Here is a 19111-nt window from a genome sequence, read left to right as displayed (position 1 = left end):
CCCGACCGAGCCACGGCGGCGTGCGACTGTGATCGCCGCCGCCGTGGCCGTCGTCTGTGCGGGGGCCGTCGCGTTCGTCGCGCTCGGTCCCCTGTCAGCCGCGCCCGCACCGACACCGACCCGGTCCGTCGCGGTACCGACACCGACCCCGACGACGACGCCGGAGCCGACCCGGTCGGCAGCACCGGTCGACGCGGTCGACGCTCCGGTCAGCACCACGGTCGCCGCCGTCACCGGCGCGTCCGTCCCGGTCAGCGAGAGCGCGGGCGGCACGGCGACGCAGACCCTCGTGAACCCGCAGGCGTCCGGTGCCCCGCTCGTCTTCCGGGTCGTCGACCAGCAGGACGGTTGGGCCGAGGTACAGCTCGCACAGCGCCCGAACGGCAGCACGGGCTGGGTGCCGACCAGTGCCGTCACCCTGTCCGAGGACCCGTACGCGGTCGTCGTCACCCGCTCGACGAAGACCCTCGACCTGTACAAGGCCGGCAAGGTCGTCGACAGGTACCCCGTCGCCACCGGCACCGGCGGCACCCCGACGCCGACGGGCCGGTACGCCCTGACCGAGCTGCTCGCGCCGACCAACGAGGGCTACGGCCCCTACGCGTACGGCACGACCGCGTTCTCGGACGTGCTCAACTCGTTCGGCGGTGGCCCCGGGCAGATCGGCCTGCACGGCACGGACGACACGTCGAGCATCGGCACCGCCGCCTCGCACGGCTGCATCCGCATGCACAACGACGACATCACGGCCCTCGCGGAGCTCCTGCCGCTCGGCACGCCGTTCCAGGTGCGCTGACGTTCCAGGGGCGCTGACGTTCCAGGGGCGCTGACGTTCCAGGGGCGCTGACGTTCCAGGGGCGCTGACGTTCCAGGTGCGCTGACGCGCGGCCTGGAGGCACGGCGTGCGCCCGGCAGTGGGCGCCACCGTCTCAGGTGGTGACGTCCAGGGCCACGGCGACCAGCGCCTCCAGGACGGTGCGCACCACGGGACGGACGGCACGGTCGGGGCGGACCAGCGCCTCGATGCGGCGTCCGGCACGGACGTCGGCGAGCTCCGCCAGGTGGAAGCGCCCGGCGGCCCGCGTCCCCGACGTGTACCGCGGGACGAGTGCGATGCCGTGACCGGCCGCCACCAGGTTCTCGATCACCGGCAGGTGGATCGTGCGGAACGCGACGCTCGGCGGGGTGTCCGTCGCCGCGGCCATCGCGTGCAGCACCCGGTCGATCGGGTACCCCTCCGGCACGCCGATCCACCGTTCCCCGACGACCTCGTCGATGCCCACGCGTGCACGGCCTGCCAGGGCGTGCCCGGGCGGCAGGGCGACGTCGAGGGGTTCGCGGAGCAGCGGCACGGTGTCGACCGATCCCTGGTCCGCCGGGCGGACGCCGTCCGACCGGTGCCCGACGACCACGTCGTGGTCGGCCGCGAGCGGTGCGAACTCCCCTTCGCTGACGTCCACGTCGACCAGGGTCAGCGCGATGCCCGGGTGCGCCTGCATCCGGGTGAGCACGCCGGGCAGCAGCAGTTCCGCCGCGGACGGGAAGATCGCCAGGGACACCGGTCCGGTCGTGCCGCCGAGGTGTTCCTGCCAGGCGGCGTCCACCCGCGCGATCGCGGTCGCGATCCCGGACGCCAGCCCCGCGAGCACGTCGCCGTGCGGGGTCAACCGGACGCCGCGCCCGACGCGTTCGACCAGCGGGACGCCGACCTGCCGCTGCAGCGTCTGCAGCTGCTGGGAGACGGCGCTCGGCGTGCGGTGGGTGGCCTCCGCGACCGCCGTGACGCTGCCGCGCTCGGCGAGCTGCCGCAGGACCGCCAGCAGCTGCACGTCGAAGTCGACCATGCAGGGACCCTACATCGTGGATCGCGAAGGTTTCGATGGACCTACAACGTCGAGCCCGGGACGATGAGGAGCATGACCACTCGAGACCGCCTCCTCGCCGTCGTCGTCGCCGTGGTCTGGGGACTGAACTTCCCCGCGACGGCGCTCGCGCTCGAGCACTTCCCCCCGTTCCTGCTCGCAGCGCTGCGGTTCACGATCCTGGCGGTCCCGACGCTGCTGTTCGTGCCGCGACCGCGGATCCCGTTCGGGCGACTGCTGCTCGTCGGCCTCGGGCTCGGTGTGCTGCAGTTCTCGTTCCTGTACCTCAGCATGGCGTCCGGGATGCCGTCGGGGTTGGCCTCGCTCGTGCTGCAGGCCTCCGCGCCGTTCACGGTGGTGCTGGCCGGGGTGTTCCTGCGCGAGCGGCTGACCGGCCGGCAGGTCGTCGGGGTCACCGTCGCCGTGGCCGCCCTGGGCGCGATCGCCCTGCACCGGTCGCAGACCGCCGCGCTGCTGCCCGTCGTGCTCGCGCTGTGCGGTGCGCTCGGGTGGGCGATCGGCAACGTCGCGACCCGACGGGCGGGGGCCGCGAACCCGCTGCACCTGACCCTGTGGTGGTCGGTCGTGCCACCCGTGCCGATGGCCGTGCTGTCGCTCGTGGTCGAGGGCCCGGACCGCATCGGGACCGCGCTCGGCTCCGCGTTCACGGCGGCGGCACTGCCGGCCGACCTCGGCCTGCTCTACATCGTGGTCGTCGCGACCCTGGTGGGCTACGGCATCTGGTCGCGCCTGCTGGCGACCTACCCCTCGAGCACGGTCGCGCCGTTCTCGATGCTCGTGCCCGTGGTCGGGGTGCTCGCGTCGTGGGCGGCCTTCGGCGAGGTGCCCGACCTGGTCGAGGTGCTCGCCGGCGCCGTCGTCGTGGCCGCCGTGCTGTGGTCGTCACGTCCGGCGCGGGACCGCGGGCCGCGGCCGGCCACCGCAGCCGCCGCAGTCGTGTCGCCGAGGTCGCACGACGTGCCGCCCGGACCGATCGCGAGCGGCAGTCCGCGCGATCTCGACCCGGCACTCAGCCCCGGTGCTGGCGACGCTCCGCGATGATCCCGGCGAGCGCCCCACGCGGGTGCGGGTACCGGAACTCGTAGCCCGCCTGGGTCAACCGGGTCGGCACCACCCACCGGCTCTTCAGCACGAGTTCGGTCTCGGTGCGGATCGCGAACGACCCGAGTTCGAGCATCCACCGCCAGGTCGGCACCCCGAACCGGCGTCCGACGGCGTCGCGGATGGTCGCCATCACGGTGCGGTTGTCGGACGGGTTCGGGCTCGAGATGTTCACCGGCCCCTCGATCTCCGGGTGGTCGCGGAGGAACCGGATCGACCCGAGGACGTCGGCGATGTGCACCCAGCTGAAGCGCTGCCGACCGTGGGTGGGCCGGTGGTGGTGGTACGTGCCGGCGCGGAGCCGGGAGCGCGTCGGCACCCACGGGCCGTCGTACTGCGGCCCGCCGAGGCCGGCCTGCGCGAGCCGCAGGAGCGGCAGCAGCGCGCTGCCGTCGCCGAACACGATCGCCATCCGGAGCGCCACACGGCGGGTGCCGGGCAGGTCGGCGCCGAAGAAGGCGGCCTCCCACGCACGGGCCACGGAGACCGAGAACCCCTCGCCGATCTCCCCCGTCGTCTCGTCCTGCGGGCGGTCGTCAGCGTGCCGGTAGATCGTCGCGGTCGAGGCGTTCATCCACAGCGGCGTCGGGCGCTCGGACGTGCGGATGGCCTCGGCGAGCTCGAGCGTGGTGTCCACGCGTGAGCGCATGATCTCCGCGCGGTTGCGTCGGCCGTAGCGGCAGTTGACGCTCTTGCCCGCCATGTTCACGACCATGGCGGCGCCGTCCACGAGTTCCCGGATGCGCATGGTGTTGCCCCACACGGCGTCGCCGGTCCGGCCGATGGTGACGACCTGGTACCCCTCTTGCGTGAAGGCGTCCCGCAGGTACCGCCCCACGAAGCCGCTCGCTCCCGCGATCACGACGCGGCCCTTCTGGTCGCTCATCTCATCCCCGTTCTGTGTCCGGCGCGATCTCGTACCGGAACGCCCCCTCGTACCGGTACAGCGTGCCGAGCACCGGCGCCGCGAGCACCAGGGACACGCGCTGCACGTCCGCTTCGTCATCGAATCGTTCCACGAGCGTCACACGCGGGCTCAGGGCGGCCGGGAGGCGCAGATCACGTCCCAGCACACGGAACGTCACATGCGTGGAGGCCAGGCGCAGGGCGCCCGCGTCGGGACCGTCCGCGTCGACCTGCGCCCGGAGCCGGGCGCTGACGCGCCCGTGGCGACCCAGGTGGTCGACCAGGCCGTCGGGTTCGGCGGTGATGGCGTCCACCATCGTCCGGGCCCCGGAACGGAAGTGGAAGGTGCGGTGCGCGCGGACGGCGGGGCGGGCCTCCAGGCCGGCACCGGATCCACGACGGACGCGAGCCGCGCGGTTCTCGACCGTGAAGGGGACGTCGCGCTCCCAGACCGGGAACACGACGGAATCGCGGGCGAACACCGCGAGCACCGGCCAGAGCCACCGACGCGGCGTGCCGACGACGTCGAAGACGCCCTCGCCGCGGCCGACGTGACCGGCCGGGACGGGGCCGAAGTACGTGCGGAGCCGGGGGTGCAGCCGGGCCAGCACCTCGGGTGGTGCGGACAGCTCGTAGGGCGACCGGCTCACGGTTCGATCCTGGCATGTCGTCAGTGCTGATCCCTACGATGTCGCACATGGGACACGACCACGGGCACGGCGTCGGGCACGCCTCGGAGCGCGCCCTGCTCATCGCGTTCTGCATCTCGGCGGGCATCCTGCTCGCCGAGGTCGTCGGCGCCGTGGTCACCGGTTCGCTCGCGCTGCTCGTCGACGCCGGGCACATGGTCGTCGACACCGGCGGACTCGGCATCGGGCTCGTCGCGACACGGCTCGCCCGCCGGACGCCGACCGCGCAGCGCACCTGGGGATTCCAGCGGGCCGAGGTCCTCGGGGCCACCGCGCAGGCCTCGATCCTGCTCGCCGTCGGGGTCTACGTGATCATCTCGGCGGTGCAGCGGCTGTTCGTGCCGGAGGAGATCCACTCCGGGCCGCTGCTCGTCTTCGGCATCGTCGGACTCGTCGGCAACCTGGTGGCCTACGCGGTGCTGCTGCGGGCCTCGGGCGAGGGGTTCACCTCGCGCGCCGCCCGGCTCGAGGTCCTCAACGACACCCTCGGCTCGGTCGCCGTCATCATCGCCGCGATCGTGCTGATGCTGACCGGGTGGGAGCGCGCGGACTCCGTCGCCGCGATCCTGATCGGCCTGCTCATCCTGCCCCGGGCGATCCGGCTGCTGCGCGAGACCGCGAACGTGCTGCTCGAGTCGACGCCACCGGGCCTGGACCTCGACGACGTGCGTGGGCACATCCTCGAGCTCGATCACGTCATCGCGGTGCACGACCTGCACGCGACGCTGGTGGCGACCGGGGTGCCGAACCTGACCGCGCACGTGGTCGTCGACGACCACTGCTTCTCGACGGCGCACGCCCCGGCGATCCTCGACGAGCTGCAGCGGTGCGTGGCGGAGCACTTCGACGTGCCGGTGGAGCACTCGACGTTCCAGTTGGAGCCGGTGTCGCACCGGCGGCACGAGTACGAGGTGCACGCGTAGGGACGTGTGCGTCAGCCGGGGTCGCCCCGGCTTCGCGACGATCCACCAGGTGATCGACGCGTGGTCTGTCGCAGAACGGGTGTCCGCGGGTGGCGGGTCAGCAGTCGTCGGTGCGCGTGGGGTACGCCGTGATCACCCGGTCGATGGTGGCCGAGACGATCACCTTGACCCAGGGCTCGTCGTCGGGGCGTGAACCGTCGTCGAACCGGACGGGTGCGGCGTAGCAGACCTTGCCGTCACCGGCGTCGATCGGGAACCCGGGGCGCGGGTCCTCGAGCGCCGTCTGCACCGCGGTGAGCATGGCGTCGTCCCAGTCGCGGGAGCCGTGCCCGGTGACGACGTCCCGCCAGTCGGCGGTGTGCCGCACCCGGATGTGCTCGTAGCCCTGGGCAGCGGTGCCGCACTGCAGGGTGACGCGGCCCAGCGCCTCGGTGTCGTACTGGGCGACGGCCGCCTGGGTCGTGGAGTCGCACCGTGCGAGGGCGGCGCCGCCGGGCAGGTCCGGCCCGGTGCGGGTGATCGTGACGGTGCCGTCGCCGGAGGCGATCGGCGCGTCGCTCGGCGTCCGTGAGGCCGCGCCGGCACCGATGGTCGGATCGTCCGCGCCCTGCCGCGCCGTCAGGAACAACCCGCCGGCGAGGAGACCGGCGGCCACCACGGCCGCGACGCCGGTGATCACGGGACGGTTGCGGTTCCGGGGCACGCGCCCAGTATGCCGGGAGTGCGACCGCACGACGGAACCGGGTTCCGGACACGGCACCGCGCGATCGCGTGGGTCGGTGTCCGGAACCCGGTTCCGGGATGCGACGGGCGGACGGGAGGCCCGCCACGCGTCAGGCGCGCGCGGCCAGCCGGGTACCGGCGACGACGGCCAGGACGGCGACGAGCACCACGTACCCGATGAGGACGGGGAGCGTCGGGATCACCAGCAGCGCCGCCCCGACGGCCACGACCGGCACGGTGAGCCCGGCGTAGGCGATGAGGAACGTGGCGGCGAGCACGCCGCCCCGACGCTCCGGGCCGACCAGTGCTGCGGCGCTGCCGATCGCGGCGCGGAACAGCAGGCCGACGCCGGCTCCCGCGACGACCCCGCCGCCGATGAACCCGGCGACCTGCAGCAGGACCGCGGCGACGGCGAGGACGACCAGTCCGACGACCAGGAGCAGCATGCCGAGCCGGATCTGCGCACGCTGCGACAGTCGGGCGAAGACGATCTGCGACAGCGCGCTCGCGGCGAAGACCCCGAAGGTCGTGGCTCCGGCGGCGAGGCGGTCGGTGACGTGGAACGTGGTGCCGAGGAAGCTCGGCGCGACCGAGGTGAAGAGGCCCTGCACGGCGAGCGCGGCGAACGCGGCTGCACCGGCGGCCCAGAACGCGGCACCCTGCCCCTCGGGAGCCTGCATGCGCTGCGGGCGGTAGGCCACGGGCTGCTCGGCGCGGTCGACCGTCTCCGGTGCGGCCAGCACGAGCACGAACGCGACCGCCAGCGCGATGACGAACACCACGTAGGGGACCATGAGGGGCTGCCCGACGAACTCGGCGAGCGCTCCACCGACCAGGGCGCCGAGTGACAGCCCACCGAGGTTCACGGCTCCGGCGGCGACGCTCGCGCCCTTCGCGGAGTCGCTCGACCCGGTCGCACGGACCCGGAGCTCACCGAGGTGCGCCGTCGCGGTCGCCGTCAGCGTCCCGACGCCGAGGCCGGTCACGAGCCGGGCGACGATGAGACCGGTGACGTCGTTCCAGAGCAGGAACAGCACGGCTGCGACGAGCTCGAGGGCGATCGACACCAGGATGAGCGGACGGCGTCCGTGCACGTCGCTGAGGTGTCCCGCCAGGTACAGCGACCCGACGACCCCCACCCCGTACGCCGCGAAGATCACCGTCGTGGTGAACGTCGGGAAGCCGTCGCGGGCCTGGTAGATGACGTAGAGGGGTGCGGGGACGGTCGCGAAGGCCATCACCGCGAGGAACGCGAAGGCGACGGCCCAGAACCCGAAACCGTGGCGCCGACGGGTGTGGACGCGGCGCCCGCGCGGGGCGACGACACGGTCGCTCGCGGATGCGGGAGCGGCGGTGGTGGCGGGGACGGTGCTCGTCGGGGTGTCGGTCACGGTTGACATGCTCCGATGATCGTGCCCAGAGAGCATCGAGTCCAACGGATGCGCTTGATGTGCACCATCGATCTGCTCGATACTCGGACGATGGAGACCCGGCTGCTCGAACAGTTCGTCACCGTCGCGGCCGAGGGCAGCGTCACCCGGGCGGCGGAACGGCTCTGGGCCGCGCAGTCCACGGTGTCCGCGGGCATCGCCTCGCTCGAGCGGAGCTTCGGGGTGCGGCTCTTCGACCGCACCAGCCGACGGCTCGTCCTGACGCCCGCGGGCGAGGACCTGCTCCCCCACGCCCGCGCGGTGCTCGATGCGCTCGACCGGATGCGCGACCTGGCCACCGCCGACGACGCCGACCTGCGCGGCCGGGTGCGGCTCGGCATCTTCACGAGCATGGACATCGTCGACCTGACGGGCGTGCTGCAGCGGTTCCGACGGCAGCACCCGCTCGTCGCCGTGGAGCTGATGACCTCACCGTCGGGGACGACCGGCCTCGTGCAGGACCTGGTCGCCGGGCGGCTCGACATCGCCTACACGGGCCTGCCCACCGTGCCAGCCGGTGTCGTCGTGGAGCCGCTGCGGGAGATGCCCTTCCGGGTGTTCACCGCGTCGGACCACCCGCTCGCCGGCCGGTCGTCGGTGTCGCTCGCCGAACTCGCCGACGAGCCGTTCGTCGACACGGCGCACGGGTTCGGCAACCGGATCATCCTCGACGGAGCACTCGAGCGGCTCGGCATCCGTCGGCGCATCGTCGCGGAGATGAACGACATGCCCGCCGTGATCCGGTTCGCCTCGGCCGGGCTCGGCGTCGGGGTCGTCCCGGACTCGGGGGTGCGGTACGACGGGGCGGTGCTCGAGCTGCGGGATCCGGTCGAGCCGCTCCGCATCGGCCTTGCGGTCCGGACGTCGCCGGAGCCGAGCCGCGCGGTCCGGACGCTGGCGCGCGACATCGTGGCGGCACGGCTGGGGTGATGCGGGGCGCGCTTCGGTGCGCCGCGCGGCGCGCTTCGCTTCGTGAGCAGGAACGGTCGCGTCACGGTGCGCGAGGCGACCGTTCCTGCTCACGATCTGACCACCGACGGACTGGAGGCGCGGGTCGGGTCCGCCACGTGCCTCCAGGCCGTCAGTCCCCCCAGATCTCCCCGACGACGGCGGGCAGGAGCCCGTCGGTCGGGACGTTCGACTGGTCGATCTGCAACCAGGTGTCGCCACGGACGTACATCGTCCGGGCCCAGTCCGTGCCGTACTGCGGGTCCTTCTTGGTCTGGCGACAGGTGCGGATGCCGTCTGCGTCGACGCAGGTCGGGGTCCACCCCTGGTAGAAGTCGTCCTCGGCGTGCTGGAGCTGCGCCGGCGTTCCGGTGCCGGCTGTGATGGCGAGCCCTGAGATGTCCGCCCGCGGGTCCTTCCACAAGCAGTACAGCTTCGTCGGTGCCGTCTCCGGGCCGATCTCCGGCTCAGATCCCGGAGCCCTCGTGTACTCCGGCGGGAGACCCTCTTCCGGAGGTTCGACCCGGATGTACGGGATGTCACCGAAGAAGCGGTCGTAGTCCTCGGCGGGGACGAGCGCGCGACAGTCCGTGGGGATCGTCGCCGCGGCGGGGGTCGGTGTCGACGTCGGGGTGGGCTTCGGGATCGGGGCACCCGTGATCGGGGCGGAGCTCGGCGTCGTCGCGGACGGCGAGGGCTCGGCCTGCTGGGTCTGGGTGGGAGCGGCGACCGGGTCGGTGTTCTGCTGCGAGAGCGTCAGGGCGACCGCGCCCGTCGCGGTGCCGACGGCCAGCAGACCGACGATGCCGAGCGCGATACCGGGTCGGACACGACGACGCTTCGGACGCGGGGTGGCACGTTCGAGGACGTTCTGCTTCATCGAGACGAGCATGCGCTGCAGGTCGTCGCCCTGCGGAGGCTCAGTGTTCATCGTGCATCACCACCTTCTTGAGTCGTCGACGGTTGCGGGACACCCGCTGGGTGACCGCGCCGACCGTGAGTCCGAGGAGTTCGGCGGCCTCGGCGTACGAGTGGCCCTCGAGCAGGCAGAGCTCGCAGATGCGGCGGTCGAGGTCGGGGAGCGCGGCGATCTCGGCCCGGACCCAGCGCAGGGTCTCACGGGCCTCGTCGTGGTCGGCGGGCGAGGCGAGGTGCTCCGGCAGCTCGTCCGTGCGGCGCCGGGCCTGCTTGCGGCCGGTGTTGAAGGCGTGGTTGCGGCACACGACGAGCAGCCACGGCAGCACCGTGTCCGCCGGCAGCTCGAGGGTCGCGGCGCGCTGCCAGAGCGTCAGGAACGCGTCCTGCACGATCTCCTCGACGTCGGACCGGTCGTCGACCAGCGCCCACGCGTAGCGGGTGAGGGTGGCGGCGTACCGGTCGAACGCCCGGGCGAGCGCGCCGGTGTCTCCCTGCGCCATCGCACGGACGAGTCCTTCGTCCGTGTCGGTGCCGGTCGTCACGTCCACATCCCACCTCCTTCACCCAGAGGTGTCGGTAGGACCCGCGATCCTGACAGGACCGTTCCGGATTCGTGATCTCGGGCGTGTCCGTCGTCAGGATGCGGTCACCGCTGCCGCGACCGTCAGCCGTCAGTGGAAGTCGTCGCCGTCGCCCTCGCCCGGCGTCTCGTGCCCGCCGAGCATGTCGTTGTCGTCCTGCTCGCTCGACGAGGCGAGCTGCAGCATGGCGAGCACGACGACGACCACGATGAACGCGACGCCGAGGAAGATCACGGCCAGCTGCAGTTCCCGCGTCGAGAACAGCACGACGAGCCCGGTGAACACCGCGACGATCGCGGAGATCCCGAGGAGCTCGACCGGGCGCAGACGGTCTCGACGGCTGGGGGTGGTCATGCGTGTGGTGCTCCGTCCGGGGCGACGGCCGACGTGGCCGTGCCCCACTTGTGCGAGAGGCCGGCGATCACGTGGAAGACGGCCGTGATGGCGAGGTACGCGCCGAGCAGGCCGACGAGCACGATCGAGGCGTCGAGGGTGCCGGTGACCTGCTCCACGCCACCGAGCTGCTGGGAGTAGTCCGGCGGCGTGAGGAGGAACGCGAGCGCGAGCAGCAGCGTGAGGCCGCCGATCGTGGTCCAGTCGCGAGCGAAGGGCGAGCGACGCCGGGCCCGAAGCCCCTGCGACAGCTCGAGGGCCCCGGTCAGCACCGCGAAGGCGACGATGACCGTGATGAAGGCCGGCAGCCCGAACCCGTTGCACGCGAACGCGGCGACCGCGGCCAGCAGGGTGATGACGGCCTGCAGCAGGGTCGTGCGACTCGAACGGCCGTCGAGGGGCAGTCGCGAGAGACCGGCGAACAGGAGCACGAGGCCCTCGACCAGGGCGAAGCCGCCGAAGAGCAGGAGCCCGTACCCCGCGGCGTGGTTGGTCGAGAAGGTGATCACCATCGCGACGACCGCTGCGGGGACCGCCCGGAGGATCGGGATCGGCCAGTACCGCGCGCGCTGGGTCGCGTCTTCCACGGTGGTGGCGTCGTCCACGGTGTCGGACACGAGACCTCTTTCGGGCATGCGGATCGTGGATCCGATCCTACCGCCGGTGGGGTGGACGCCCGACCGGAGCGGACTCGTCCCCCTGTGGACGTCCACACCCGTGCGCCGGGACGACACCACCGTCCGGTGCCGTCCCGGCGGTGTCAGGGCTGCTGGGGATCGTCGGTCGGCGCGTCCCGGCGAGCACGGCGTCGGGCGAGCCACCAGCACCCGGATCCGACGGCGGCGGCCAGGGCGGCGAGCGCGGCGGCGAGGCCGAGCCCTTCGGCGCCGGTGTAGGCCAGGGCCCCGACGGGGGCCGCGGCCCGACGGTCGGTTGCGGGGTCACCGGCTCCGCCGTCGTCGACGCCAGGACCGTCGTCGCCTGCGGAGCCGTCCCCGCCGGCGTCACCGTCGTCCGGCGCCGGCCCGGTCGTCGGCACGGGGTCGCTCGTCGGCGCGGGGCTCGGCGCGGGCCCCCCGTCGTCCGGGCCGACGACGATCGCCACGCCGGTCGACGGGTCGCCGCCGTCCGGGTCGGTCGGCGAGGTCGCCGTCGCCACGTTCACCACGTCGGAGCCGTCCCCCTGGTACGCGGGGTCGAGCTCGGCGCGGATCCGGAAGTCCAGGGTTTCCCCGACCTCGAGCGCCACGTCCGAGCTGCACGTCACCCGCTGCCCCTCGGCCGTGCACCCGTCGTCGGAGCCCACGAACCGCATGGCCTGGGGCAGGTCGTCGACCGCCCCGACCTGCTGCGCCACCGACGGCCCCCGGTTCCTCGCCGTCACGAGGTACTCGACCTCGTCACCGGGCCGTACGGTCGACGGCGACACCGACTTGTCCGTCTCGACGTCGGCGGTGATCACCGGTGCCGCCACGGTGGTGGTCGCCCGCGAGGCGTTGTCGGCCTCGTTCGTGTCGGACAACGAGGTCGGCGGGGCGATGGTCGCCGTGCTCTCCAGCGCTCCGGACGTGCCCTCGGCCACCCGGCCCTCGATCGTGACGACGGCAGAACCCCCTCGGGGCAACGACAGGTCGGTCGCGACGTCACCGGTGCCCGACCCGGTGACGCAGGTGGAGCCGTCCGCAGCCGCGCAGGTCCAGGTGACGTCCTCGATGCCGTCGGGGACGTCGACCTGCAGCGGGCTCGGGTCGGCGGCGTTCGGGCCGGGGTTCCGCGCCGTCACGGTGTAGCGGAGCGGTTCGCCCGCCGTCGCGGTCGCGGGCAGGTCGTGCTCGACGGACAGGTCCGCCGGCTTCCAGACCCGGAGCGCGTCGACCTCGTGCTTGTCGACGTGGCTGCCGGTGGCCCCGGCGAACCCGAGGCGCAGCGTGCTCGGCAGCGAGGCCTGGCCGTCGCCGTGCAGCGGGACCGAGTCGAGCACGGTGCGCATGGTCGAGCCGACCTGCAGCCGGACGGTGACCGCGAGCCCGCCGTCGTCGTCGGGCAGCAGGGTGATGCGGACCGTGCGGGGCGTGGAACCGGCCGTCACGGTGCCCCCGGGTGCCGCGGCTCCGGCGACGTACCGGTAGCCCTCGGTCCCGTTGCCCGAGCCCCGGACCACCACGTGGTCGGGCTGTGCTCCGGGACCGGACCCGTTGATGCGTGACGAGAAGTTGCCGTAGTGGTCGATCGCGACGGCCGCGAAACCCCCGGGGACCCCCGGCAGGTCGCACGCCCGGCCGCCGCCCTCGGTGGCCTCTTTCCGGCAGGCGTACCCGAGCCCGGCGCCGAAGGACCCGACGCCCTGCGCCGCGGCGCCGTCGGCCAGGTACAGCAGCAGCCCGTCCGCCCCGGGGTCGTCCTTCTCGGTGTGCATCGCGTACGTGAACTCGATCTCGAGCCCGGTGTCCGACGGGAACGTGTCGTTCGTCGACCACGCTCCCGCCTGGTTCCGGACGTCGTCGGTGAGCCGCAGTCGGCCGCCCGACACCGTGGCGTCCCCGTGCAGGGCGCCGCCGGACGCACTGGAGAACTGGTTGACGTACGGGAAGTCGAGGGATGCCGCACTCGACCCGGACGGCAGGACCGCGGGCGCCGCGAGCACACCGATCGCGGTCAGCGTGGCGCAGGCCGCAGCGAGGCGGCGGACGGCCCGCGACCGGAACGACCGCCGGTCGCGGGAAGGAGCTGGGGCCTTGGCTGGAGCTGGTGCTGGTGCAGGTGCAGTGGGATCTGTCATGCCCCGATGCTCGCGACCGGGACGTCACCCCCGGGCGGCGGCGGGACGATCTGTGGAACGCCCCCACGGGCCTCCGGGCTGTGGAGGAAGAACGACGCAAGCGGAACGCTCAGGCCAGCCACACCGTCGTCTCACCAGGCAGCAGCCCCGCCGCGACCTCGTCGAGCGACCCGGACGCGACGACGACCGTCCCGGCAGGCAGCGGCACCGGCGCGGTGCCGAAGTTCGTGACCGACCGCCAGCCGTCGTGCCGGGCGAACGCCACGACCTCGGAGCCGGACTCCAGCCACGTCAGCGCCTCCCCCTGCTGCAGCCGACGCCGTGCGGCCAACGCCCGGCGGTACAGCGACAGGGTCGACCCGGGATCGCCGTCCTCGGCCTCGACCGACGACTCCCCGAAGTCCTGCGGCTGGGGCAGGTGCGGTGCGACGTCCCCGAAGCCGAACGACGGCCCGGAGCGCGTCCACGGGATCGGCACGCGGCAGCCGTCCCGGCCCTTCACGGTGTGCCCGGTGCGGAGCCACTTCGGGTCCTGCAGCAGGTCGCGCGGGATCGCGGCGGCCTCGTGCAGCCCGAGCTCCTCGCCCTGGTAGACGTACGAGGACCCCGGCAGTGCCAGCACCAGCAGCGTCGCCGCGTGTGCCCGACGGAGCCCCCGTGCACGGTCGAGCTCCGGCGTCGTGCCGTCCGTCATGAGCCAGGCGTCGGTGTCGGTGCCGTCCGGCAGGCCGTACCGGGTGGGGTGCCGCACGACGTCGTGGTTCGACAGCACCCAGGTGCTCGACGCACCCGACTGCTCCGCGGCGGCCAGGTTCCGCTCGATGATCCGACGGAAGGCATCGGGCTCGAACGGGGCCTCGAGCAGGTCGAAGTTGAAGGCCTGCCCGAGCTCCGTCGGCCGGGCGTACAGGACACGGCGGGGTGCCGGGGCCCAGGCCTCGGCGACCGCGGCACGGGGCGGGTCGTACTCGTCGAGCACCCGGCGCCAGGTGGCGAAGATCTCGTGCACCTCGTCGCGGTCGTACAGCGGATCGGACCCGTCGAGCGGCAGGTCCTGCTCGTTCGACGGCCGGTACGGGGTCGACAGGTCCTTCGCCAGCCCGTGCGCGACGTCCACCCGGAACCCGTCGACGCCGCGGTCCGACCAGAAGCGCAGCGTGTCCTCGAAGTCGGCGCGGACCTCGGGGTTCGACCAGTCCAGGTCGGGCTGCTCGGGTGCGAACAGGTGCAGGTACCACTGCCCGTCGGGCACCCGGGTCCACGCGCTGCCGCCGAAGTTCGACACCCAGTCGCTGGGCGGCAGTTCCCCGGAGGCACCGGAGCCCTCACGGAACACGTACCGCGCACGCTCGGCCGACCCCGGCGCGGACGCCAGTGCGGCCCGGAACCACTCGTGCTGGTCGGAGGTGTGGTTCGGCACGATGTCGACGATGACCTTCAGGTCGTGCTCGTGGGCGGCCCGGACCAGCGCGTCCAGGTCGTCGAGGGACCCGAGTTTCGGGTCGACGGCACGGTAGTCGGCGACGTCGTAGCCCCCGTCGGCGAGCGGCGACGGGAAGAACGGGGAGAGCCACAGCGCGTCGACGCCGAGCGACGCCAGGTACGGCACCCGGCTCGTGATGCCCGCGACGTCACCGAGTCCGTCGCCGTCGGTGTCGGCGAAGCTGCGCGGGTAGACCTGGTAGACGACGGCATCGCGCCACCAGGTCGGGTCGGTGGTTCGTGGCGTGCTGGCCGGGGTCCGAAGCGTGGTCACGTCGCCACCGTACCCAGGGGGCTGGGAATAGCGCCCCGTACGATCGCATTGGTTGTCGCTGACACCTTTCCGTCCAGCAACAGCATCCCGCAACAGAAGGAGCTCCATGACGAACGTCCTCGTCCTCGTCGGCAGCCTGCGCGCCGACTCCATCAACCGCAAGCTCGCCGAGGCGGCCGCGCACCACGCGCCGGAGGGCATCGAGCTGCGCACCTTCGACGGCATCGTCGACCTGCCGTTCTACAACGAGGACATCGACGGCGACACCCCGCCCGCCGCTGCCGTCTCCTTCCGCGACGCCGTCGCCGCCTCGGACGCCGTCCTGCTGATCACCCCCGAGTACAACGGCACCATCCCCGCCGTCCTGAAGAACGCGCTCGACTGGGGTTCGCGTCCGTTCGGCGCCTCACCGCTGTCCGGCAAGCCCCTCGCCGTGATCGGCTCGGCATTCGGCCAGTACGGCGGCGTCTGGGCGCACGACGACGCCCGCAAGGCGGCCGGCATCGCCGGCGCGAAGGTCCTGGAGGACGTCAAGGTCGCCATCCCGCAGTCGGTCGTCCGCTTCGCGGAGACCCACCCGCGCGAGGACGCCGAGGTCACGACGCTCGTGCAGGGCGCGCTCACCGCGCTCGCCGAGGCCGCAGCCGGCACGGACGAGCAGGCAGCCGCGTAACGCGACCGACCGTCGGACAGGAGGCCCGTGGCGACCCCGCCACGGGCCTCCTGTCCGACAGGTGGGGACGCGTCGGACGGTGCGGACGCATCGGTCACCGCAGAACCCGGGAGTTCGCTAGACGGCCGAGATACGAGACGGGTTACCCTGAACGCCATGTCCACGCAGGAGATCACCGAGGCGTCCGGGTACTGGTTCCCGGACGACGACGCGACCCAACGCGGGGTCGCCGTGCTGAACGCCCTGCGCCGGTACCGATCCGCCGAGACGGCCATGCGCCGCCGGACCCGTGACTCGATGGGCATGGGCGAGACCGACCTGCTCGCCGTGCGCTTCCTGCTGCAGGCGCAGCGCTCCGGCACGACCGTGGGCCCGAAGGACCTCGCCGCGTACCTCAAGATCTCGTCGGCCTCGACGACCATCCTCATCGACCGCCTGGTCAAGTCGAACCACGTGCGTCGCGACCCGCACCCCACCGACCGCCGGGCCCTCGTCATCACGCCGACGACCGAGACCGACGACGAGGTCCGCGCCACACTCGGCGTGATGCACCGCCGGATGATGTCGATCGCCGAGGGGCTCCCCGCGTCCGAGGCGCGGATCGTCGCCGAATTCCTGGAGCGGATGCGCGACGCGGTCGACCAGGTCGACCCCGCGCCGTCGCACTGAGCAGCACCGCGCCGGACTGCCTCGGGGGACGCTGCCTCCGAACGCACTGAGAACGTGCACTGCGGCACCGCGTAGACCGGAACGGTCACACCGACGCGAAAGGAGCCACAACCATGCACGCTTCGGACAAGATGGCCAAGAACCTCCAGGCGGTCCTCGTGGACCTCATCGACCTGCACCTGCAGGGCAAGCAGGCCCACTGGAACATCCTGGGCACCAACTTCCGCGACCTCCACCTGCAGCTCGACGAGATCGTCGACGCGGCCCGTGAGTTCGCCGACGACACCGCCGAGCGCATGCGCGCGCTGTACCTCGTGCCGGACGGCCGCTCGGCGACCGTCTCCGCGGGCAGCCACCTCGACGCGTTCCCCTCGGGCGAGATCACCACGCACGACGCCATCGACCAGGTCACGCTCCGGCTGTACCAGGCGACGGGCACCATGCGCGACGTCCACGACGAGGTCGACGACGAGGACCCGACGACCGCGGACCTGCTCCACGGCTTCATCGAGCGCCTCGAGCAGCTCGCGTGGATGGTCTCCGCCGAGAACCGCGCTCCCAGCACCCCGCTGGCCTCCGCCACCACGCCCGCCGTCGCCGACGCGTCGGCACACGCGTAGGGGCCCGGGTGGACCTCGGTATCCAGGGCAAGACCGCACTCGTCTTCGGCGGCGACTCCGGTATCGGCTGGAACACGGCACGCATCCTCCTGGCGGAGGGTGCGACCGTGGTCGTCACCGACATCGACCAGAGCCGTCTGGACACCAGTGCGGACCAGCTCGAGGCGCCGCTCGGCAAGCTGCACGCCTTCGCCGCCGACGTCCGGAGCGCCGAGAGCCTCGCTGCCCTGCACGAGAAGGTGCGTGCAGCGGTCGGTGAGATCGACATCCTGGTGCAGTCCTCGGGTGTCACCGGCGCCCAGGGCATGTTCCACGAGATCGACGAGGCCGGGTGGGCGGAGACGATCGACATCGACCTGATGGGGCCGGTGCGGATCACCCGCGAGTTCATCGGCGACCTGCGACAGGGCGGCTGGGGACGCATCGTCTACCTGGTGTCCGAGGACGCCTCGCAGCCGTACGACGACGAACTTCCCTACTGCGCCGCCAAGGCCGGGGTGCTCTCGTTCGCGAAGGGCCTGTCACGCTCCTACGCCTCCGAGGGTCTGCTGGTGAACACGGTCTCCCCCGCGTTCATCCACACGCCGATGACCGACGCGATGATGGACAAGCGGGCGAAGCAGCGCGGGACCTCGTTCGACGAGGCCATCGGCAGCTTCCTCGACGAGGAGCGGCCGTACATGGAGCTCAAGCGACGCGGCGAGCCGGAAGAGGTCGCGAACGTCGTGGCCTTCCTGTGCTCGGACCTGGCCAGCTTCGTGAACGGCGCCAACTACCGGGTCGACTCCGGCTCGGTCGCCACGATCTGATCGTGGCACCACAGCACCGCCAGGAGGCGTCATGACCGACTTCCGCTACCTCATCGTCGGCGGCGGGATGGTCGCCGACGCCGCTGCCCGTGGCGTCCGCGAGCTCGACACCGACGGGTCGATCGGCATCCTCAGTGAGGACGTCGACCGGCCGTACGCCCGGCCCGCGCTGTCAAAGAAGCTCTGGACCGACCCGGACTTCAGCTGGGACGACAAGGTCGACCTGCACACCGAGGAGACCGGGGCACAGTTCGTCCTGGGCGCCGCGGTGACCGCGATCGACCGTGCCGCGAAGACCGTCACGACGGCCGACGGCGCGACCCACGGCTACGAGCGGCTCCTGCTCGCGACCGGCGGGAAGCCCCGCGGGTTGCCGGGGCTGCCCCCGTCGGCACGCGTGCTCGACTACCGCAGCGCGTCGGACTACCGACGGCTGCGCGAACTCGCGGACGCCGGGGCACACGTCGCCGTCGTCGGCGGCGGGTACATCGGCCAGGAGATCACGGCGGGCATCGTGCAGAACGGCGCACGCGTCACACTGGTCGACCCGGACGAGGTCGTCGGCGGCCGGATGTTCCCGGAGGACCTGGCCCGGGCGTTCCAGCAGCGCTTCGTCGACCACGGCGTCGAGCTCCGCACCGGCCGCCGGGTGTCCGAGGGCACCGAGACGGCGGACGGCGTGCGGCTGACGCTCGACGACGGCTCCGTGGTCGAGGCCGACGCGGTCGTCGCCGGGCTCGGCATCGAACCTGCGACGCAGCTCGCCGCCGACGCCGGACTCACCGTCCGCGACGGCATCGTGGTCAGCTCCACCCTGCTGACCGACGACGACTCCGTGTTCGCCGCCGGTGACGTCGCCGAGTACCCGGACCGGATCCTCGGCACCCGCCGGGTGGAGCACGTCGACAACGCCCAGCAGCAGGGTCGGCAGGCAGGCCGCAACCTGGCCGACGCCGACGAGACCTACGACCACACGCCGATGTTCTACTCCGACGTCTTCGACATGGGGTACGAGGCGGTGGGGCAGGTCAGCGCGAAGCTCCGCACGGTCGAGGACTGGCAGGACCCCACCGTGACCGGCGTCGTCTACTACCTGGACGACGACGACACGGTCCGGGGCGTGCTGCTCTGGAACGTGTGGGACAAGACCGACGAGGCACGCACGGTCCTCGCCGAGGCGAACGCGCTGACGCCCGACATGCTGCCGGGCCGCATCACGCCCTGACCGTTCGCCCGTCGCGGTGGTCGCGACCGCCTGGAGGCCCGGTGCCGGTCCGACGGACCGGCACCGGGCCTCCAGGCGGTCAGCC

At 72.6% G+C, this 19111-nt stretch carries 20 protein-coding genes; 9 read left to right on the top strand and 11 right to left on the bottom strand.

What is annotated here, in order from left to right:
* Nucleotides 1-28: 28 nt before the first annotated feature.
* Nucleotides 29-796, top strand: a complete 768-nt coding sequence (locus OE229_RS04670; protein WP_262139971.1) for a L,D-transpeptidase family protein — start codon at nucleotides 29-31, stop codon at nucleotides 794-796.
* A gap of 133 nt (nucleotides 797-929) precedes the next feature.
* On the opposite strand, the gene OE229_RS04665 is transcribed toward OE229_RS04670, so the two are convergent.
* On the bottom strand, nucleotides 930-1844 hold the full coding sequence (locus tag OE229_RS04665; RefSeq protein WP_262139970.1) for a LysR family transcriptional regulator: 915 nt from the start codon (nucleotides 1842-1844) through the stop codon (nucleotides 930-932).
* 72 nt (nucleotides 1845-1916) lie between these two features.
* Between OE229_RS04665 and OE229_RS04660 the strand changes: the two genes are divergently transcribed.
* Nucleotides 1917-2924, top strand: a complete 1008-nt coding sequence (locus OE229_RS04660; RefSeq protein ID WP_262139969.1) for an EamA family transporter — start codon at nucleotides 1917-1919, stop codon at nucleotides 2922-2924.
* Here OE229_RS04660 and OE229_RS04655 read toward each other — a convergent pair.
* Nucleotides 2893-3870, bottom strand: a complete 978-nt coding sequence (locus OE229_RS04655; RefSeq protein WP_262139968.1) for an epimerase — start codon at nucleotides 3868-3870, stop codon at nucleotides 2893-2895. The two genes, OE229_RS04660 and OE229_RS04655, sit on opposite strands and share 32 nt — an antisense overlap.
* A 1-nt stretch (nucleotide 3871) precedes the next feature.
* The gene (locus tag OE229_RS04650; RefSeq protein ID WP_182066223.1) at nucleotides 3872-4540 is read right to left on the bottom strand and encodes a DUF4166 domain-containing protein; all 669 of its coding nucleotides are present in this window, start codon (nucleotides 4538-4540) and stop codon (nucleotides 3872-3874) included.
* Nucleotides 4541-4587: 47 nt separating this feature from the next.
* Here OE229_RS04650 and OE229_RS04645 point away from each other — a divergent pair, with 47 nt between their 5' ends.
* On the top strand, nucleotides 4588-5502 hold the full coding sequence (locus OE229_RS04645; protein ID WP_262139966.1) for a cation diffusion facilitator family transporter: 915 nt from the start codon (nucleotides 4588-4590) through the stop codon (nucleotides 5500-5502).
* A gap of 97 nt (nucleotides 5503-5599) precedes the next feature.
* Here the strand turns inward: OE229_RS04645 and OE229_RS04640 are convergent, their stop codons facing one another.
* Nucleotides 5600-6205, bottom strand: coding sequence for a hypothetical protein (locus OE229_RS04640; RefSeq protein WP_262139964.1), 606 nt, complete (start codon nucleotides 6203-6205; stop codon nucleotides 5600-5602).
* A gap of 130 nt (nucleotides 6206-6335) precedes the next feature.
* Nucleotides 6336-7625: an MFS transporter gene (locus OE229_RS04635; protein WP_262139962.1), complete on the bottom strand. Its 1290-nt coding sequence runs from the start codon at nucleotides 7623-7625 to the stop codon at nucleotides 6336-6338.
* Between the two features lie 48 nt (nucleotides 7626-7673).
* Between OE229_RS04635 and OE229_RS04630 the strand changes: the two genes are divergently transcribed.
* Nucleotides 7674-8585, top strand: coding sequence for a LysR family transcriptional regulator (locus OE229_RS04630; protein ID WP_262139961.1), 912 nt, complete (start codon nucleotides 7674-7676; stop codon nucleotides 8583-8585).
* 151 nt (nucleotides 8586-8736) lie between these two features.
* Here OE229_RS04630 and OE229_RS04625 read toward each other — a convergent pair whose 3' ends face one another.
* From OE229_RS04625 to OE229_RS04600, 6 genes are all read right to left on the bottom strand, one after another.
* Complete coding sequence (locus tag OE229_RS04625; RefSeq protein WP_262139959.1) at nucleotides 8737-9534, bottom strand: hypothetical protein; 798 nt, start codon at nucleotides 9532-9534, stop codon at nucleotides 8737-8739.
* Nucleotides 9524-10063 (bottom strand): RNA polymerase sigma factor, encoded by a 540-nt coding sequence (locus OE229_RS04620; protein ID WP_017886488.1) that lies wholly within the window; start codon nucleotides 10061-10063, stop codon nucleotides 9524-9526. Before OE229_RS04620 ends, OE229_RS04625 begins: the two co-directional genes overlap by 11 nt.
* Before the next feature lie 129 nt (nucleotides 10064-10192).
* On the bottom strand, nucleotides 10193-10456 hold the full coding sequence (locus tag OE229_RS04615) for a hypothetical protein (RefSeq protein WP_262139958.1): 264 nt from the start codon (nucleotides 10454-10456) through the stop codon (nucleotides 10193-10195).
* Entirely contained in the window at nucleotides 10453-11112 is a 660-nt protein-coding gene (locus OE229_RS04610; RefSeq protein WP_259581302.1) for a DUF308 domain-containing protein, read from the bottom strand. Before OE229_RS04610 ends, OE229_RS04615 begins: the two co-directional genes overlap by 4 nt.
* A 143-nt stretch (nucleotides 11113-11255) precedes the next feature.
* A complete protein-coding gene (locus OE229_RS04605) occupies nucleotides 11256-13274 on the bottom strand; it encodes a lectin-like domain-containing protein (protein ID WP_259581300.1) in 2019 nt (672 codons plus the stop codon).
* Between the two features lie 109 nt (nucleotides 13275-13383).
* Nucleotides 13384-15030, bottom strand: a complete 1647-nt coding sequence (locus tag OE229_RS04600) for a glycoside hydrolase family 13 protein (protein WP_259581298.1) — start codon at nucleotides 15028-15030, stop codon at nucleotides 13384-13386.
* A gap of 106 nt (nucleotides 15031-15136) precedes the next feature.
* On the opposite strand from OE229_RS04600, the gene OE229_RS04595 reads away from it, so the two are divergent.
* The 5 genes from OE229_RS04595 to OE229_RS04575 all read left to right on the top strand — a co-directional run bounded on the left by OE229_RS04595 (nucleotide 15137) and on the right by OE229_RS04575 (nucleotide 19026).
* Entirely contained in the window at nucleotides 15137-15703 is a 567-nt protein-coding gene (locus OE229_RS04595) for an NADPH-dependent FMN reductase (RefSeq protein WP_259581296.1), read from the top strand.
* 156 nt (nucleotides 15704-15859) lie between these two features.
* Nucleotides 15860-16372: a MarR family winged helix-turn-helix transcriptional regulator gene (locus OE229_RS04590; RefSeq protein WP_262139957.1), complete on the top strand. Its 513-nt coding sequence runs from the start codon at nucleotides 15860-15862 to the stop codon at nucleotides 16370-16372.
* Nucleotides 16373-16485: 113 nt separating this feature from the next.
* Entirely contained in the window at nucleotides 16486-16992 is a 507-nt protein-coding gene (locus tag OE229_RS04585; protein WP_071404882.1) for a Dps family protein, read from the top strand.
* Nucleotides 16993-17000: 8 nt separating this feature from the next.
* Entirely contained in the window at nucleotides 17001-17801 is an 801-nt protein-coding gene (locus OE229_RS04580) for an SDR family NAD(P)-dependent oxidoreductase (protein WP_262139955.1), read from the top strand.
* Nucleotides 17802-17832: 31 nt separating this feature from the next.
* The gene (locus OE229_RS04575; protein ID WP_262139953.1) at nucleotides 17833-19026 is read left to right on the top strand and encodes an NAD(P)/FAD-dependent oxidoreductase; all 1194 of its coding nucleotides are present in this window, start codon (nucleotides 17833-17835) and stop codon (nucleotides 19024-19026) included.
* The last annotated feature ends 85 nt before the right edge of the window (nucleotides 19027-19111 follow it).

This window comes from Curtobacterium poinsettiae (assembly GCF_025677645.1).
Classification (GTDB): Bacteria; Actinomycetota; Actinomycetes; order Actinomycetales; family Microbacteriaceae; genus Curtobacterium; species Curtobacterium poinsettiae_A.
The sequence above is the reverse complement of the archived record's forward strand: the minus strand, read 5'-3'. Positions and strand labels throughout refer to the sequence as shown.

Coding starts and splice junctions, on each gene's coding strand:
- OE229_RS04635 (WP_262139962.1), bottom strand. CDS start 7,625: ATGTCAACCGTGACCGACACCCCGACGAGCACCGTCCCCGCCACCACC.
- OE229_RS04645 (WP_262139966.1), top strand. CDS start 4,588: ATGGGACACGACCACGGGCACGGCGTCGGGCACGCCTCGGAGCGCGCC.
- OE229_RS04590 (WP_262139957.1), top strand. CDS start 15,860: ATGTCCACGCAGGAGATCACCGAGGCGTCCGGGTACTGGTTCCCGGAC.
- OE229_RS04585 (WP_071404882.1), top strand. CDS start 16,486: ATGCACGCTTCGGACAAGATGGCCAAGAACCTCCAGGCGGTCCTCGTG.
- OE229_RS04665 (WP_262139970.1), bottom strand. CDS start 1,844: ATGGTCGACTTCGACGTGCAGCTGCTGGCGGTCCTGCGGCAGCTCGCC.
- OE229_RS04575 (WP_262139953.1), top strand. CDS start 17,833: ATGACCGACTTCCGCTACCTCATCGTCGGCGGCGGGATGGTCGCCGAC.
- OE229_RS04660 (WP_262139969.1), top strand. CDS start 1,917: ATGACCACTCGAGACCGCCTCCTCGCCGTCGTCGTCGCCGTGGTCTGG.
- OE229_RS04605 (WP_259581300.1), bottom strand. CDS start 13,274: ATGACAGATCCCACTGCACCTGCACCAGCACCAGCTCCAGCCAAGGCC.
- OE229_RS04655 (WP_262139968.1), bottom strand. CDS start 3,870: ATGAGCGACCAGAAGGGCCGCGTCGTGATCGCGGGAGCGAGCGGCTTC.
- OE229_RS04615 (WP_262139958.1), bottom strand. CDS start 10,456: ATGACCACCCCCAGCCGTCGAGACCGTCTGCGCCCGGTCGAGCTCCTC.
- OE229_RS04625 (WP_262139959.1), bottom strand. CDS start 9,534: ATGAACACTGAGCCTCCGCAGGGCGACGACCTGCAGCGCATGCTCGTC.
- OE229_RS04595 (WP_259581296.1), top strand. CDS start 15,137: ATGACGAACGTCCTCGTCCTCGTCGGCAGCCTGCGCGCCGACTCCATC.
- OE229_RS04630 (WP_262139961.1), top strand. CDS start 7,674: ATGTGCACCATCGATCTGCTCGATACTCGGACGATGGAGACCCGGCTG.